The organism is Wenyingzhuangia aestuarii, assembly GCF_011927765.1.
Lineage (GTDB): Bacteria > Bacteroidota > Bacteroidia > Flavobacteriales > Flavobacteriaceae > Wenyingzhuangia > Wenyingzhuangia aestuarii.
This window is the reverse complement of sequence record NZ_JAATJG010000011.1, coordinates 111,219-127,787: the sequence shown is the minus strand read 5'-3', so window position 1 is coordinate 127,787 and position 16,569 is coordinate 111,219. Positions and strand designations below refer to the sequence as shown.

The window sequence follows — 16,569 nt, the reverse complement described above, 5'->3', positions numbered from 1 at the left end:
ATTTTTAAGTGAATTTACTATCTTGATATATAGACCTTATAATGTCGTTTTTTCCAATAGGAAATCTACCTCTTAAATCTTGAAATTTAATATTTGAAACTGTAGCTTCATTAATTTTTGTTGTACTTCTACATAAAGTATTGTTGTATGTTGACACCCACAAATAGCCATTATTATCTTCTAAAATAGCCGTTGTTAAATTTCCTGAAAGAGATTGTTTTTTAAATGGGTGGTTTTGATAACTATAAAAGTTTTTTTGCAAAACATTTAACTTGTTTAACCCTCCTTGACCAGTACCAATCCATAACACTCCATAATCATCCTCATAAAGAGTATTTACAATCTTACTGCTTAAACCTCCTTTGTCTCCTATTTTATTTTCAAAAACATCTATCTTTTCTAAATTTGGCATGTATTTAAAAAGTCCACTTTTTTGAGTACCAAACCAAATATTACCTACAATATCTTCATAAATATACTTAATGTATAAGTTGTTATAATTGTTCTTTACTAAATAAGAATCTTTATTAAAATTTCTTAAAATATAAAGTTTATTATCATTTATACTTGTTTTGTAAATACCTTTTCTAGTCCCTATCCATAGTGTATTTCCAATTTGTTTTGTGCAAGTAACTATTTCCTCAATATTTGTAAACCTGGTAGTTTTAGAAATTTTTATATTTTCAAACTTTTTAAAATCCTTGAAAGTTAATTGTAGTAATCCCTTATTAGTCCCTAAAAGAATTTGATTTTCTTTGTATAGAGTAAAATCATTTATTACTTGTACTTCTGATGTTTTTTCTAATAAATTATCAGACAGTTCAAAAACACCTTTTTCTTTATCTATTAATCTACAAACAAACAGTTTGTTTTGTCCAGAAATCCAAATATTCCCGTGCTTATCTGATGATATATTGCTAACTCTTAATCCTTCGGGGAAAGGTACTTTAAACTCTTTATTTAAAGAAAGTACTTTTACCACCACACCATCTTGTGTACCTATCCACAATAAATTGTTTTTATCGTTATGTAATTTAGTAATGTAACTATTAAAATTAATCCTAATACTTTCAAAATCATACCTATCATACTTTATCAACCCGTTGGGTGTTCCAATCCATAAAAACCCATAGCTATCTTGTGCTATTGTGTTTACAGTGTTTTGATAAACCCCTCTAAATTAGAAAACTTCTCCACTCTTTGAGCGTAAGAAGTTGTAATGAATAAAATCATACTTATCTGAGCGATAAGTATGATTATAGATGAATGTGTTTTTTTCAGCATTAATTATATGTTATATAATATGAAGTTTACATAGTAATGTAATTTAAAAAGACAATCCTAATCCTTATATTTTATTTTAACTACTTGTTTTATGATGTTAGTATTTAGAAATAAATTCTTCTAATTTAGAAACCATATCAGTATTCCCGCAAAAGAAAGGTCTTCTTTGATGAATATCTGTAGGTTTAATATCTAAAATACGTTGATATCCATCTGTTGCTTTACCTCCTGCTTGCTCTGCTATAAAAGCAATTGGGTTACATTCGTACAACAATCTTAATTTTCCTTCAGGATAAGGAAAACTACTTGGATATAAATAAATACCTCCTTTGATCATGTTTCTATGAAAATCTGAGACCATAGAACCAATATATCTTGATGAATAAGGTCTATTGTCTTCTATTTTTTGACAATATTTTATATAGTCTTTTACTCCTTGTGGAAAGTTACTATAATTCCCTTCGTTTACAGAGTAAATATTTCCTTCTTCTGGAAATTTAATATTAGCATGCGATAAATAAAAAGTACCAATTGCAGGATTTAAGGTAAAACCATTTACACCATCACCTGTGGTAAAAACCAACATAGTTGATGTTCCATAAACTACATATCCTGCAGCTACCTGTTTGTTTCCTTCTTGTAAAAAATCTTCGCTAGTAACGGGAGTTCCCACAGGACTTACTCTTCTATAAACAGAAAAAATAGTTCCTACAGATACATTTACATCAATATTACTAGAACCATCTAAAGGATCCATTAATACAACATATTTGCTATTATTGCGTTTATCACTACCATCAATAACAATAAACTCATCGTTTTCTTCGGATACAATTCCACAAACAATTTCTCTGTTTACAAGTGCTTGAATAAAAATTTCATTGGCAAAAATATCTAACTTCTGTTGGTTTTCTCCTTGAATGTTTACCTCCCCAGAATTTCCAAATAAATCTACTAACCCAGCTTTATTTACTTCGTGATTTACCACTTTTGCGGCTAAACGTAAAGCGTTTAAAAGGCTAGATAACTCTCCACTTGAATAAGGAAATGAAGATTGATTTTCTATAATAAATTCTCCTAATGTTTGATTGTTGTGCATTCTTTAGTTTTAAGTAGCTTCTTATATTTCTATAAATAATCTTTCATTAACAAAGCTGCACCAAGTGCACTTTCGTTTTTACAGTTTGGTATTTTTACATTTACCCCTTTTTTCATTTGAGCTATAAACTCAATAAACATTTCGTTTCTATTAAATCCTCCAGAAACATAAATATCTTGTAATGAATTATTCTCATCTAAAATTAAGTCAATACCAGCTACTACTTTTTTACTTATTTCGTAAGTTAATTGATAGTATGCCTCTTTGTAAGTATTAAACTGCTCTAAAAGACTTGGGTTTGCTTCAAAATCAGTATCAATTCCTTCTGACAAATACACTCTTTTATCTTCTGCAATTAATTTAGCAATGTAATCTACCTCTAATTTTAATTCTAAATGCGTATCTATATGTACGTTAAATTGTTTTGCTAAAGGCTCCAAATACACTTCATGAATACGTCCTAAGAACTGCATTGATGATTTAATTTGTTGTTTTTCTGGAGTCATAAAACACAAACAGTTGTTTGTTAACTGGTGTTGTGTTAATTTTTCGGTACTATAAGGGTTCATGGCAATAATCCATGTACCTGTAGATAGTAATACAAATTCTTTATTATTACAATTCTGTAATACCGGAATTATAGACGAAGAACTATCGTGTAAACCAGAACCTACTGCAATAGTTTGACCGTTAAAGTCTGCTAATATAGCATGTCTACCGTTGCTTGGTTGAGGCAATTTTATGTTTTTATCTTGAATCCATTGGTGGTACTGCATATTGTCAAAATCCCAAGTAGCAGTATGCGCTCCAACAGATGTAAAGTCCGCAGTTATTTGTTTTGTAAAAAGATAACTTAAGTATTGTGGGTAATGCAAAATAGCATCTACCTTATTCCAAAACTCAGGTTTTTCTTTTTGTAACTTTAATATTTGAAGCCCTGTATTTAACATTCCATAGGCTGGAGATGCTGTTTTTCTAGAAAACTCCTCTTTTCCTCCGTAAAGATCATAAAGCTCGTTGTACTCTTCTAAGTTTAAAGGCTTTAAATAGTTATACAAAGGTGTAATTCTTTCTCCATTCTTATCTAAGTAAATAAGACTAGCCCCATGTGTAGAAAAGTTGATTGCTTTAACGCAGTATTCACCTTCTTCTTGTATTCTTTTTATTTCACTCTGAATCCAATTTTCAATAGATTCTATGTCATCACAAGGGTAATTATCTTCGTCAGATATTTCATCAAATCTAGTAGCATTTCTGTACACTACCTCAAACTCTTCATTAAACAAGAGTATTTTTTTATTTGTTTTCCCTATATCAATTACAGCAATTACATTCACCATCACAGTTCAAAATTAAAAAAAAGGTGTTTGGCTTTAAGGCCAACCACCCTTTTTAGTTATTTTAATTATTCTTTAAATCCGTATAAAGGACCATAATTTTTACAAGCTCTATAATCAGCTCCTTCTAAACCTTCTCCAAATGCAGACCATGCACTTGGTCTAAACACGTCATCTTCACTAACGTTATGCATGTTTACAGGAATACGTAACATAGCTGCCAAAGAAATTAAATCAGCACCAATATGTCCGTGAGAAATTGCTCCGTGGTTTGCTCCCCATTTTGCCATTACTGTGTACACATCTTTAAAGAAACCTGTTCCTGTAATTCTTGGTACAAACCAAGTAGTTGGCCAAGTTGGATTTGTTCTTTCATCTAAAATTTCGTGAACATCTCCTGGTAATTCAACACTCCATCCTTCTACAATTTGTAAAACAGGCCCAATTCCTTTTACCAAGTTTAATCTACACATAGTAATAGGCATTGTTCCTTTAGTTTTAAACTGAGAAGAGAATCCTCCACCTCTAAAGTACTCTGCAATAGCAGCAGGCCATTTTGTGTTGTCTAAACATTTTTGAACTTCTTCTTCTGTAATTTCCCAGAATGGTTTCATTGTAGGATTTCCATCAGCATCTGTTTGTTGTGCGGTAGCATCTAAAGTTGTAGAACCAGAATTAATTAAGTGGATAATTCCATCTTTAGCAATTCCTGTTAATTTTTTACCTGTAACTCTTTCTACAGATTCAGGACTCCAGTACGTACGTACATCAGAGAATAATTGAGCTTTGTTAGTTAACAAGTGTCCAAACAACATAGAAATTGCGTTTAAACAGTCGTTTTCTGTAGCAAAAGTGTACGCTTGACGAATTCCGTTCCAGTCAAAAGAAGAGTTTAAGATAGACTCAGTAAAATCTGCATTTGGTTGGTAATCTGTCCACTGACGTTGTCCTTGGAAACCTCCCATAATAGCATTTCTACCTTTAGACTCTTCACCGAATCCCATTTCTTTTAACTTTGGGTTTCCGTTCATTAAATCTTTACAGATTAAAGTCATTTTCACAACTTTTTCCCATTCAGCATCTTTTACTTCTGCTGATTTTTGAGCTTCTGGGCTGTTGTAGTCTTTTCCTTCTTTACAATTTTCTTTTGTCCAAGCTAATGCTTTTTCAAATTCATCATGATCGTAAATACCTTCATCCATACGTCTTAACAACTCTACAGACTCTACAAACTCTGCTCTAACTCCTAAATAGTCTTGTAAAAAGTTTACATCTACCATAGATCCTGCAATACCCATAGAACTGTATCCTATAGATAAATAAGACTTACCGTTCATTTGTGCTACTGCCAAACCTCCTTTTACAAAACGTAATATTTTTTCTGAAACGTCTTGAGGAATGGTTTGATCTCCTCCATCTTGAACTTCTTTACCATAAATTCCAAAAGCTGGTAATCCTTTTTGAGAATAACCTGCCAATGCAGCTGCTAAATATACAGCTCCTGGTCTTTCTGTTCCGTTAAATCCCCAAACCGCTTTAGGAGTTGATGGATCTGTATCCATAACTTCTGTACCATAACACCAACATGGAGTTACTGTTAAAGAAACTTCTACTCCTTCTCTTTTAAATTTATCTGCACAAGCTGCTGCATCTGCAACACCACCAATAGTAGTATCTGCAATTACACACTCTACTTTTTCTCCACTAGGAAAACGTAACGTTTCCTCAATTAGTTTAGCTGCAGCTCTAGCCATGTCCATTGTTTGAACTTCTAAAGACTCTCTAACTCCTAATTCACGTCCATCAATCACAGGACGAATTCCTACTTTTGGTAGTCTACCAATTAATCTACTCATGATATCTAATGCTTTTTTAATTTATATAAATTGCTCTAATTCTGTTAATTGCTCGTTTGAAAGCCCAGCTGGTTTAAAACCTGCAGCCCAACACATCATTAACAGTTTAGCTCCTTTATTTGCTACATCTAAAAAGTCCCATGCTTTTTCAACATCTGGTGCAGTTGCAGTTGCTCCGTGCTTTTCCCATAAGGAAACGTTTCTTGTTTTAAAAGCTTCAATAGTTACTTTTGCTAAATCTGCAGTACTAGATAATGCATAAGGTGTACAGTGAATTCCTTTAGGAACAAATACTTTAACCTCAGGACACATCATCCAGATTTGTCTATTTAATTCTTCTTCGTTATCAAATAAATCATGGTGACTCATACAGATCAACTCAAGAGGGTGTGTATGTACAACCGCTAAGTTTTCTGGATTGTGCTTAGAGTTAAACAAGTGGATACTTGCGTGAGAAATCAACTCACAAGTAGGTCCAAAGTTAGGTCTCTTTCCTCCCCAAATAATAGAATAAGCTGTTGCATCTTCGTTAATATAAAGAATACAAGACACTTCTTCTAACATGTCTACCAAGTCTCTTAAGTAACATCCTGTTCCTGTAATATAAATTACAAATCCAGCACATTCTTTAGGAAAATCAAAAGCAACTTCTTCTCCAATTCCTTGTACGTCTTCTTTTTTAAAGAAAGATGTTAAGTTCATAGAAATGTTACCTGCATTTCTTTCTGCCCATTCTCTTTGCCATAAATATCCTGCTACTTTAGATACTTTTTTTAATTCTGTTTGTACTTCAATTGGAAGTTTAATATTGCTCATGATATATTATTTTCTAAATTGTTATTTATTTTGTAAAATTAGGTCGATAGGCTACATATACAGATATTTAAAACCTGTATATTTGTGTATAATTCAAACATTCTTAAGATGAACTTTGTACAAAACACTGAATTAGGTGATCCATCCGCTAACAAGCAAAACTTTATAGATGTTAAGTTAAAAATGCTTTGTTGCCGTTATTGGTACCTAGATTTGTGGGATTGTCACGATATGATTTTTCCCTTCTGGAGACTTTATTGGAATAAAAACACAGGCGGACAGCTTACTTTTCAGAAAAAAACGTACGAAATAGACCCTAACTACTTATATATTATATCTCCCTTCACTTCTTTTTCTACCCAATTCTCTAAAAATCATAAGTATAGTACAGGAATACATGTTGCTGGTAAAAACTTATCAGAAAGACACAATATTGATTATTACGAAAAACGTTCTTTAATACATTTCTTTACACACTTTAATTTAGGAACTCCTTTTGACAACGTTTTTCCTGGTATTTTTAAAATTGAACTAACAGATTATTTAAAAGAAAAACTAGACTATTTAACAGAAAGACTAACAATTGAAAACCAAGACTTTAAACTTACTTTTAATTTAAAACTACAATCTTTTGTTAGAGAAGCAATATCTAATATTGGACCCGAACTTTGGAAAACTATTAATATAGATGATCGTGTATTATTTGTACACCGATATATTGAAGCTAATATTGATAAAAAACTAAGTAACACACAATTAGCTGATCTTGTAAATATGGCTCCCAACTCTTTTTCAAGACTTTTTAAAGAAGAAATGGATATTACGTTACACAACTTTATTCAGAACAGAAAAATTGCAAAAGCTTGTGAATTATTTGAGCACTCAAACGCTACTATAGAAGACATTGCACACAACCTAGGTTTCTCCGACAGATACCATTTTTCAAGGGTTTTTAAAACCATTACAGGTATTACTCCTGCAAGTTACAAGTCCGGAAAATACACATCGTAAGTGTATCTTTTTTAACCTTAAAAAATTAATTACGTAATCATTTCTTAATCAAGAACACATAAAACTAAATGTTTAAATTATACATAAAGTAGATTGTTATAGATAAACAATAAACAGCATTGGTTATTTAATTTTGAAACTCAGCTATATATTTTAATCCACCACATTTTTAGCCTTTAAATAAAATGTGTCTCTAATTATATAGGATTCAAAAGAACTAGTCTTAAAAACACTAAAAACAATTATAATAACAACAACATTATGAAAGAATTTAAGCAATACATTAATGGGCAATTTGTAAACTCAACATCATCTAATGTAACTGAAGTTTTAAACCCGTGTACAGAAGAAGTTTTATCTGTAATTCCTGATGGATCTGTAGAAGATGCTAATTTAGCAATAGACGTAGCTTATCATGCACAAAAAGAATGGAGATCTTTTGCTGCAATTGAAAGAGCTAATTACTTAAATAAAATGGCTACTATCATTCGTGAAAACAGAGTGTTTTTAGCAGAAACTTTAGCTGCTGAACAAGCTAAGCTATTTGGTTTAGCTCAAGTAGAAATTGATGTAACTGCAGATTATTTTGACTACAACGCAGGTTGGGCTCGTAGAATAGAAGGAGAAATTATTCAGAGTGATAGACGTAAAGAACACATGTTCTTACACAAAGCTCCTATTGGTGTAGCTGTAGGTATTTTACCTTGGAACTTCCCATTTTTTGTAATGGCTAGAAAAGTAGCTCCATCTTTAGTAACAGGAAACACTTGTGTTATTAAACCTAGTTGTGTAGCTCCTAACACTGTTATGGAATTTGCTAAATTAATTGAAGGAATTGGATTACCTGCCGGAGTATTAAACTTTGTATGTGGTGGTGGTGCTTCTGTAGGTAACGCTCTTACTAAAAACTCTAAAACAGGAATTGTTAGTTTAACAGGTAGTGTATTTGCAGGTCAAAAAATTATGGAAGCTACAGCTCCAAACATCACAAAAGTATCTTTAGAATTAGGAGGAAAAGCTCCTGCTATTGTATGTGCTGATGCTGACTTAGATTTAGCTGTAAACGCTATTGTAAGCTCTAAAGTAATTTTTAGTGGACAAGTTTGTAACTGTGCAGAAAGAGTATATGTTGAAGATTCTGTATACGATCAGTTCTTAGAAAAAGTAACTAAAAAATTAAACTCTATTAAGGTTGAAGATGCATTTTCTGGAAACAACCCAGACATGAGTGCAATGGTTTCTAAAGCTCAAATAGATAAAGTTGAAGAAATGGTAAACTTTGCTAAAACCGAAGGTGCTGAAGTTGTTTTAGGTGGTAACAGATCTAGCCAATTTGACAAAGGATATTTCTATCAACCAACGTTATTAACTAACGTTAAACAAAATATGCAAATTATTCAAGAAGAAGTTTTTGGTCCTGTATTACCATTAATGAAATTCTCTACATTAGACGAAGCAATTGCTTTAGCTAACGATTGTGAATACGGATTAACATCTTCTATTTTCTCTGAAAACTTTAACAAAGTAATGCACGCTAGTCAAGAATTAGAGTTTGGAGAAACTTATATTAACAGAGAGCACTTTGAAGCAATTCAAGGATTCCACGCAGGATGGAAAAAATCTGGATTAGGTGGTGCTGATGGTAAACACGGAATGGAAGAGTACTTACAAACTAAAGTTGTATACGCTCAATACAGATAATTTAAAGTAACTATTTAAATAAAAACACTATAGTTTACAAAAGCTATAGTGTTTTTTTTAAAACATAATAAGAGCACATACGTGCTACCACTAATTTTCTATACTATGAATAGTCCAAAAAAAATACCTGTAGTTTCAAAAGAAGCTTTATTTCCTTTTATTTTAATTACTTCATTATTCGCTTTATGGGGATTTGCTAACGACATTACCAATCCTATGGTTGCTGCATTTGCTACCGTAATGGAAATATCTACAGCAAAAGCAGCATTAGTTCAATTAGCCTTTTATGGTGGTTATGCTACTATGGCCATTCCCGCAGCATTATTTGTAAGGAATTACAGCTATAAAAGAGGAATTCTTTTAGGATTAGCTTTATACGCTATTGGTGCATTATTATTTTATCCAGCTGCTCAATTTGAAATGTTTGGATTCTTTTTAGTATCACTATATATTCTAACATTTGGATTGGCTTTTTTAGAAACAACAGCAAATCCATATATATTATCTATGGGTGATGAACGTACTGCTACCCAACGTTTAAATTTAGCACAAGCTTTTAACCCGATTGGGTCTTTATTTGGAATGTTTGTAGCTTCTAAATTTATTTTAACAGCTTTAGATTCTGATAAAAGAAACGAAATGGGAGAATTAATTTTTACCACTTTAGATGAGGCTAAAAAAGCTGTTATTAGAACACACGATTTAAGTATCATTAGAAATCCATACGTAATACTAGGTGGAGTTGTTATCCTTATGTTTATTGTTATTCTAATCTCTAAAATGCCTAAAAGAGACATTACAACTAAATACGGATCTGCTGCAGACTCTTTTAAAAGACTTTTTAAAAACGGAAAATATAGAGAGGGAGTACTTGCACAATTATTTTATGTTGCTGCGCAAATTATGTGTTGGACATTTATTATTCAATATGCAGATAACTTAGGTATTTCTAAATCTACCGCACAAAACTATAACATTATTGCTATGTCTATCTTTTTAGGTAGTAGGTTTGTTTCTACTTTCTTAATGAAATACATTAACTCTAAAAAATTATTAACCATTTTTGCTGTTGGTGCAATGATCACTATGCTAGGAGTTATCTTTATAGAAGGAACTCTAGGATTGTATTCTTTAGTAGCAACCTCTGCTTTTATGTCTTTAATGTTCCCTACCATTTATGGTATTGCATTAAACGGTCTATCGGCAGAAGATTCAGCGCTTGGTGCTGCTGGATTGGTAATGGCTATTGTAGGAGGAGCTTTAATGCCAATTTTACAAGGAATGATTATTGATATGGGAACTATTGGATCGTTTGCTTCTGTAAACATCTCATTCTTTTTACCTTTTATCTGTTTCTGTTTTATTGCTTTTTATGGTTATAGAACTTTAAAGATTCACAGTAATTAGGAAATACATCTGATATTATATTACCTTAATAGGCTAATAGTTCTTTCATGAATTATTAGCCTATATTTATATATATCATTTTTTAGTTAAAATTCTTAAACTCTAATACCGAATTATGAAACTTCATTTATTAGACAGGGGCAACATTAACAACAGGTCTTTTACAACCAAGGTAAATGATTATCCATACTTCTTAAAAATATGGCACTATCACCCAGAACTGGAACTTGTTGTTATTTTAAAAAATGAAGGAACCTGTTTTGTGGGTGATAATATAGAAAAATTTGAAGCTGGTGATATTATTCTACTAGGAAAAAACCTACCACACATGTGGTTAAATGAAGAAGATTTTTTTAAACGAGGTGCCAATCAATCAGCTATAGCAATACACTTTAAAGAAGATTATTTAGGAACTACTTTTTTTGAAACTCCTGAAATGGAACACATTTTAGCACTTTTTAAAAAAGCTCGTTTTGGTTTAAAGTTTTTAGATGTACCCAAAAAAAGGATTAAAGAAATAAAATCTATGCTAAAATTAGAAGGATACGAAAAGACCATCGCTTTTCTAAACATCCTAAATAAATTAGCAATCTGTAAACAAACAAAGTCGTTAACTAATGAAGGTTTTATAAATTCATATAAAACAACACCAAATCAAACTCAAGACAAAGTTTTAACCTACATATTTAAAAACTTTAATAGAGTAATTACACTAACTGAGGTTGCCGAATTAGCACATATGAATCCTACAGCGTTTAGTCGTTATTTTAAACGAACCAATCGTAAAACCTTCTCTAGATATTTAGCTGAAATTCGTATTGGATATGCCTGTAAATTACTTTTAGAAAACAAGTATAACATATCTACAATTTGTTACAAATCGGGATTTAATAATATATCAAACTTTAACAGACAATTTAAAATTATCATGAATTGTTCCCCCTCAACATACTCAAACAAACACACTAACAACCACTAAGGACCAAAAAACAATCTTAAGAACTGACATTAAAGCAATTAAGAGTAAATTCAAAATTAAACACAAATGTAATAATTGCTATTTTTCTAAGTTAAATTATAGAGTAAGGCAAAAATAGTATCACATATTATTAAATATTAAGAAGATTATCACTTCTATTCATTGTAAATTTGGAGCGAATAGTTATGCATTATAAATGGATAACTTAATCAAAGACTACAGAATTATATTTTTTAAACTAAATAAAATATGGAATTAACAATTAATCCAAAATATCCATCAGTAGATGATTTACGAAAAAGAGCGATGGTAAAAATGCCAAAGTTTGCTTTTGAATATTTAGATGGAGGGTGTAATGAAGACATCAATTTAGATAAAAACAGAACTGATCTTCAAAAAATAGAATTGATGCCTCAATACTTATCTAAGTTTGAAAAATCAGAAATGAGAACAGAGTTGTTTGGACATACCTATGATGCTCCTTTTGGAATTTCTCCTGTGGGATTACAAGGATTAATGTGGCCAAATTCTCCAGAAATATTAGCTAAATCTGCAAAAAAACACAACGTTCCTTTTATATTAAGTACAGTTACCACCTCTAGTATAGAACGTGTTGCAGAAATTACCGAAGGTAAATCATGGTTTCAGTTATATCATCCTGCAGAGGAAGCAATGAAACGTGATTTGTTAGATAGAGCTGCTGCTGCAGGTACAGATGTATTGGTTATTTTGGCCGATGTTCCTACCTTTGGATATAGACCTCGTGATGTTCGTAATGGACTAGCAATGCCTCCAAGCATGAGTATAAAAAACATTATTGAAGTAATGAAAAAACCTGATTGGGCTTTACAAACTTTAATACACGGACAACCTAGTTTTAAAACTTTAGAAAAATACATGCCTAAAGGATTAAACTTAAAGAAATTAGGAGAATTTATGGACATGACTTTTTCTGGAAGATTAAACGAAGACAGAATTGCTTCTATTAGAGAACAATGGAAAGGAAAGTTAGTAATTAAAGGAGTTGTTAGCGAAGAAGATGCACAAAAATCTATAGACTTAGGTGTTGATGGAATTATTGTTTCTAATCACGGAGGTCGTCAATTAGATGCAGGTCAGTCTTCTATTGTGCCTATGACAAACTTAGCTCAAAAATTTGGAGATCAAATAAAAATAATGGTCGATTCAGGTTTACGTGGAGGTCCAGATATTGCACGAGCTATGGCTAGTGGAGCTGAATTTACCTTTATGGGAAGAAGCTTTATGTACGGAGTTGGTGCCTTAGGTAAAGAAGGAGGAGACCATACAATCTCTTTAATGAAAAGAGAATTATTACAAGTTATGGAACAAATTTGTTGTCAAGAAACAGGTTCTTTTAAACCACATTTAATTAAGTAGTTGATACATACCCCCACCCTAGTAAAAAGGCCAAACACAATATTGTGTTTGGCCTTTTTCTTATGTTATACTAATTGAAATACTTTTTCCATTTCAATCCATTTTTCTCCATTCTTAGCCCAAGGTAATCCTTGTTGATATTTCCACATCAACTGTTCCCACTCTTGCACTTTAGGATTCTTAGCATCCATTTCTGCTTTTTTATTAGGATCAAAAGTTTCATCACATTCCATAATCATAAACATTCTGTTTCCTGATAAATAGATTTGCATGTCTACAATTCCAGCATCTTTAATACTTGCTGTAATTTCTGGCCAAGCATTTCCTGCTGCATGATATTCTTTATACTCTGCTATTAACTTGTCATCGTCTTTTAAATCACAAGTCAAACAATATCTCTTAATACTCATAATTTATTTAATTTTTAGATTTTTTATAGGTTACCATTCCATATCTAGCTACAACAACCAAACAAATTAAGGGTAAAATAAAAGAGAAATTAACCTCTGGAATGTATCCTAAAATTTTCATATCAGAAAAACCAGGTCCTCCCCAATCTAAAATACTTCCTTGTAGTACTGGCATTAAAGCACCACCTACAATAGCCATTACCAATCCAGCCGATCCAATTTTAGCTTCATCTCCCATATCTTTTAAAGCAATTCCATAAATAGTTGGAAACATAATAGACATAAATAAAGAAACCAATACTAATGAATACAACCCTAATGTTCCTGGCAATAACACTGCTCCCGCAGCAGAAATAACTCCACCAATACCAAACATCATTAATACTTTAGAAGGATTCATTGTTTTCATTAATCCAGTTCCAATCCATCTACCAGATAAAAAGATAACCATGGCTGCCACGTTAAACCAAGTAGCAGTTAACGCTTCACTTTCTGGTAAACTCTCGTTAATATTATCTACATATTGAAAAATATAAGTCCAACACATAATTTGAGCTCCCACATAAAATGCCTGAGCAATAACTCCTTGAACGTAATTATTATTTGCAAATAATATTTTAAAAGATTCCGATAAACTCATTTTATCTTCTTCTGCTGTTTTAGGAATTTTTGTAAAAATAATTAGCACCGTAATAGCTACAACCACTAATCCTAAAATAATATAAGGTACACTAATTACACTTAAATCATTTTCTCTTACTACTGCTTTAGCAGATTCAGATAAGGTATCATACACTAATTCTCCTGCTTCATTTTTATCATCAGATCTTAATGCAGAAATCACAAACTGTTGGGCAACAATCATTCCCATTAAAGATCCAATAGGATTAAAAGCTTGTGCTAAATTTAAACGTTGTGTAGCTGTTTCTTTATCTCCTAATGCTAAAATTAAAGGATTAGAAGTAGTTTCTAAAAAGGCCAAACCACAAGTAATAATCCATAAAGACACCAAGAAATAATTAAACTCTTGAAAAGCGGCTGCAGGATAAAACAAAAAAGCTCCAATTGCATACAAAGCCAATCCTAAAAGGATTCCAGACTTATAACTAAATTTTCTTATAAATAATGCTGCAGGCAAAGCCATAAAAAAATATCCAAAGTAAAAAGCAAACTGTACTAAAGATGCTTGCATGTTAGATAATTCTGGCATTACTTTTTTAAATGCAGAAACCATTGGATTGGTTAAATCATTAGCAATACCCCATAAGGCAAATAATGAAGTGATAATAATAAAAGGGAATAGCAACTCTTTGCTTACTACCGGTTTTTTAATTGTGTTACTCATACTTTGTTAGTTTTAATCAATTACGAATTAATGACAATATCTACTATCTTCTGAATTCATATGTCTTTGAAAGTATTACAAATGTCTTTAAAAGCTTTATTTCTTAACTTTTACTGTTACTACTCTTATTTAGCAGCTCCATTTTTTATTACAGCTGTAATTTCATCAAAAATTGATTCTTCTAGTTTTCCTTCGTTCCAAGCATTTAACAAATCTACCATTTGCTCTTTTTTACTTGGTCCTACCACAACTCTATCTGCTTCTTTAATAGAGAACACATATCTTAATGCCAATCTTGATAATGGAATATTGTGCTTAATAGCAATCTTATTAATTTCAAGAGCCGTATCTACATCTAAATTGGTTACCCATTCGTTATTAGGTCTTTCTTCGTTGTATTGATCTAATCGTCTTCCTAATAACCCCATGTGTAATGCAGATGCTGCATAGTACGCTATATTTTCTTTTTGAATTTGAGGAATATCTCTTTCAAAACCAGATAAATTACAAGCATCCATTTTTAAGAATCCAGAAAGCACATCAAAATTCTCTTTAATCATATGTGGATAAAATGGTTCGGTTGGATTACCTCCTATTCCTAACCTTCCAACAACTCCTTCTTTTTTAAGATTATTTAAACAATCCATAATTTCGTCCATTCTTTCTACAGGCACTAAGTGTGGCTCATGTAAAAACAATAAATCTATTTTATCTATACCAATTACCTCTAAACTTTGGTATACACTTTTTCTCATGGTTTCTGTAGAATAATCTACAATACAATCATCAGCTCTATCAGCCTGTAAACGACCAACTTTTGTACTAATAAATGGCTTTTCTCCTGTCCATGCTTTTAATGTTTTACCTAAAAACTCTTGAGATCTATTGTAAGAAGGTGCAGTATCAAATACACGAACTCCGTTTTCTAACGCATAAGTTAATGTTTCTACAGCATCTTTTTCTTCTATAGGCCTCCAAACTCCACCAAGTCCAGAACAACCACAAACAAGTCTACTTTGGTTGTTAAAAAATTCACTTTTTGTATAATCTCCTTTTATGTAAGTTGGATTTGTCTTCATTTTTTTATGTTTTATAAATTGTAAAATTTTACTGCATTTAAGCCCATAATTGCCTTTCGATCAGCGATAGGTAAATTTGCTATAAAATCGGTTGTTATTTTTCTTACTTTCTTATAGTTTCCTGCTACCAAACATACTGGCCAATCAGAACCATATAAAATTCTGTCGGCTCCAAAAGCAGACAAAATCAATTCCATATATGGTATTAATTGCTCGTAGGTCCATGTTTTGTAATCTGCTTCTGTAATCATTCCTGATAGCTTACAGTAAACATTTGGGTAAGTTGCAATTTCTTTCATTAGCAATGCCCACCCCTCATAAAACCCATATTTAATGTAAGGTTTTGCTATATGATCTATCACAAATTTGATGTTTGGGAACTTTTTTACAAATTCTAACACCGATCCTAATTGATGTGGAAACACCAAAATATCGTAGGTAAAATTGTATTGTTCTAGCTTAGCAATTCCGTTTAAAAAATCAGGTCTTAACAAAAAATTATGATCTGCTTCTCCTTGAACTACATGACGAAACCCTTTTACTTTATCAAACTGACTGTAATGTTTTAGTACTTCATCAATATTATCTGCTCTAAAATCTACCCAACCAACAATTCCTTTGATAAAATCGTTTTTAGTAGCTAAGTCTAATAAGAAATCTGTTTCTGCTAATGTTTGATCTGCTTGTACGGCTACACATCCGTCTATGTTGTTTTCTTGATAAACTTCTTTTAAATCTGACGGCATAAAATCTTTACGAATAACCGCCATTTCATCGTCTATCCAACTATGTTTTACGGGTTCGTATTTCCAAAAATGTTGATGTGAATCTATATTCATAACTCCGT

Annotated in this window: 14 protein-coding genes and 1 pseudogene; 5 read left to right on the top strand and 10 right to left on the bottom strand. The window is 31.7% G+C overall.

Translation table 11 applies throughout. The annotated features are described in order from the left end of the window. Positions 1-4 precede the first annotated feature (4 nt). The 6 genes and pseudogenes from GGR97_RS11380 to rhaD form a co-directional block, all read right to left on the bottom strand. Positions 5-1,009 carry a ligand-binding sensor domain-containing protein gene (locus tag GGR97_RS11380; protein ID WP_167898640.1) on the bottom strand — a complete coding sequence of 335 codons (1,005 nt, stop codon included), beginning with the start codon at positions 1,007-1,009 and terminating at the stop codon, positions 5-7. Between the two features lie 96 nt (positions 1,010-1,105). Further along, positions 1,106-1,159, bottom strand: a pseudogene (locus tag GGR97_RS15455) (two-component regulator propeller domain-containing protein); the annotation flags it as partial. Between the two features lie 222 nt (positions 1,160-1,381). Beyond that, the gene (gene fbp, locus GGR97_RS11370) at positions 1,382-2,383 is read right to left on the bottom strand and encodes a class 1 fructose-bisphosphatase (RefSeq protein ID WP_167898639.1); all 1,002 of its coding nucleotides are present in this window, start codon (positions 2,381-2,383) and stop codon (positions 1,382-1,384) included. A gap of 29 nt (positions 2,384-2,412) precedes the next feature. Then, entirely contained in the window at positions 2,413-3,723 is a 1,311-nt protein-coding gene (locus GGR97_RS11365) for an FGGY family carbohydrate kinase (protein ID WP_167898638.1), read from the bottom strand. Between the two features lie 65 nt (positions 3,724-3,788). Continuing rightward, on the bottom strand, positions 3,789-5,576 hold the full coding sequence (locus GGR97_RS11360; RefSeq protein WP_167898637.1) for an L-fucose isomerase: 1,788 nt from the start codon (positions 5,574-5,576) through the stop codon (positions 3,789-3,791). Between the two features lie 21 nt (positions 5,577-5,597). Continuing rightward, positions 5,598-6,392, bottom strand: coding sequence for a rhamnulose-1-phosphate aldolase (gene rhaD / locus GGR97_RS11355; protein WP_167898636.1), 795 nt, complete (start codon positions 6,390-6,392; stop codon positions 5,598-5,600). Between the two features lie 108 nt (positions 6,393-6,500). Between rhaD and GGR97_RS11350 the strand changes: the two genes are divergently transcribed. From GGR97_RS11350 to GGR97_RS11330, 5 genes are all read left to right on the top strand, one after another. After that, positions 6,501-7,403 (top strand): helix-turn-helix domain-containing protein, encoded by a 903-nt coding sequence (locus GGR97_RS11350; protein ID WP_167898635.1) that lies wholly within the window; start codon positions 6,501-6,503, stop codon positions 7,401-7,403. A gap of 261 nt (positions 7,404-7,664) precedes the next feature. Further along, entirely contained in the window at positions 7,665-9,104 is a 1,440-nt protein-coding gene (gene aldA / locus GGR97_RS11345; RefSeq protein ID WP_167898634.1) for an aldehyde dehydrogenase, read from the top strand. A gap of 105 nt (positions 9,105-9,209) precedes the next feature. Then, the gene (gene fucP / locus GGR97_RS11340) at positions 9,210-10,511 is read left to right on the top strand and encodes an L-fucose:H+ symporter permease (RefSeq protein WP_167898633.1); all 1,302 of its coding nucleotides are present in this window, start codon (positions 9,210-9,212) and stop codon (positions 10,509-10,511) included. 115 nt (positions 10,512-10,626) lie between these two features. After that, positions 10,627-11,490, top strand: a complete 864-nt coding sequence (locus tag GGR97_RS11335; protein WP_167898632.1) for an AraC family transcriptional regulator — start codon at positions 10,627-10,629, stop codon at positions 11,488-11,490. A gap of 249 nt (positions 11,491-11,739) precedes the next feature. After that, the gene (locus tag GGR97_RS11330) at positions 11,740-12,888 is read left to right on the top strand and encodes an alpha-hydroxy acid oxidase (RefSeq protein ID WP_167898631.1); all 1,149 of its coding nucleotides are present in this window, start codon (positions 11,740-11,742) and stop codon (positions 12,886-12,888) included. 65 nt (positions 12,889-12,953) lie between these two features. Here GGR97_RS11330 and GGR97_RS11325 read toward each other — a convergent pair whose 3' ends face one another. The 4 genes from GGR97_RS11325 to GGR97_RS11310 form a co-directional block, all read right to left on the bottom strand. Next, entirely contained in the window at positions 12,954-13,298 is a 345-nt protein-coding gene (locus tag GGR97_RS11325) for an L-rhamnose mutarotase (RefSeq protein WP_167898630.1), read from the bottom strand. A 7-nt stretch (positions 13,299-13,305) separates the two neighbouring features. Further along, positions 13,306-14,643 carry an L-fucose:H+ symporter permease gene (gene fucP / locus GGR97_RS11320; RefSeq protein WP_167898629.1) on the bottom strand — a complete coding sequence of 446 codons (1,338 nt, stop codon included), beginning with the start codon at positions 14,641-14,643 and terminating at the stop codon, positions 13,306-13,308. A gap of 125 nt (positions 14,644-14,768) precedes the next feature. Further along, complete coding sequence (locus tag GGR97_RS11315) at positions 14,769-15,722, bottom strand: aldo/keto reductase (protein WP_167898628.1); 954 nt, start codon at positions 15,720-15,722, stop codon at positions 14,769-14,771. A gap of 11 nt (positions 15,723-15,733) precedes the next feature. Further along, on the bottom strand, positions 15,734-16,561 hold the full coding sequence (locus GGR97_RS11310) for an amidohydrolase family protein (protein ID WP_167898627.1): 828 nt from the start codon (positions 16,559-16,561) through the stop codon (positions 15,734-15,736). Between the last annotated feature and the right edge of the window lie 8 nt (positions 16,562-16,569).

Bases quoted from the DNA above. Each gene is read 5' to 3' on its own strand.
- fucP (WP_167898633.1), top strand. From the start codon at position 9,210: ATGAATAGTCCAAAAAAAATACCTGTAGTTTCAAAAGAAGCTTTATTT.
- GGR97_RS11360 (WP_167898637.1), bottom strand. From the start codon at position 5,576: ATGAGTAGATTAATTGGTAGACTACCAAAAGTAGGAATTCGTCCTGTG.
- GGR97_RS11330 (WP_167898631.1), top strand. From the start codon at position 11,740: ATGGAATTAACAATTAATCCAAAATATCCATCAGTAGATGATTTACGA.
- GGR97_RS11315 (WP_167898628.1), bottom strand. From the start codon at position 15,722: ATGAAGACAAATCCAACTTACATAAAAGGAGATTATACAAAAAGTGAA.
- GGR97_RS11335 (WP_167898632.1), top strand. From the start codon at position 10,627: ATGAAACTTCATTTATTAGACAGGGGCAACATTAACAACAGGTCTTTT.
- fucP (WP_167898629.1), bottom strand. From the start codon at position 14,643: ATGAGTAACACAATTAAAAAACCGGTAGTAAGCAAAGAGTTGCTATTC.
- GGR97_RS11350 (WP_167898635.1), top strand. From the start codon at position 6,501: ATGAACTTTGTACAAAACACTGAATTAGGTGATCCATCCGCTAACAAG.
- rhaD (WP_167898636.1), bottom strand. From the start codon at position 6,392: ATGAGCAATATTAAACTTCCAATTGAAGTACAAACAGAATTAAAAAAA.
- fbp (WP_167898639.1), bottom strand. From the start codon at position 2,383: ATGCACAACAATCAAACATTAGGAGAATTTATTATAGAAAATCAATCT.
- GGR97_RS11325 (WP_167898630.1), bottom strand. From the start codon at position 13,298: ATGAGTATTAAGAGATATTGTTTGACTTGTGATTTAAAAGACGATGAC.
- aldA (WP_167898634.1), top strand. From the start codon at position 7,665: ATGAAAGAATTTAAGCAATACATTAATGGGCAATTTGTAAACTCAACA.
- GGR97_RS11365 (WP_167898638.1), bottom strand. From the start codon at position 3,723: ATGGTGAATGTAATTGCTGTAATTGATATAGGGAAAACAAATAAAAAA.
- GGR97_RS11310 (WP_167898627.1), bottom strand. From the start codon at position 16,561: ATGAATATAGATTCACATCAACATTTTTGGAAATACGAACCCGTAAAA.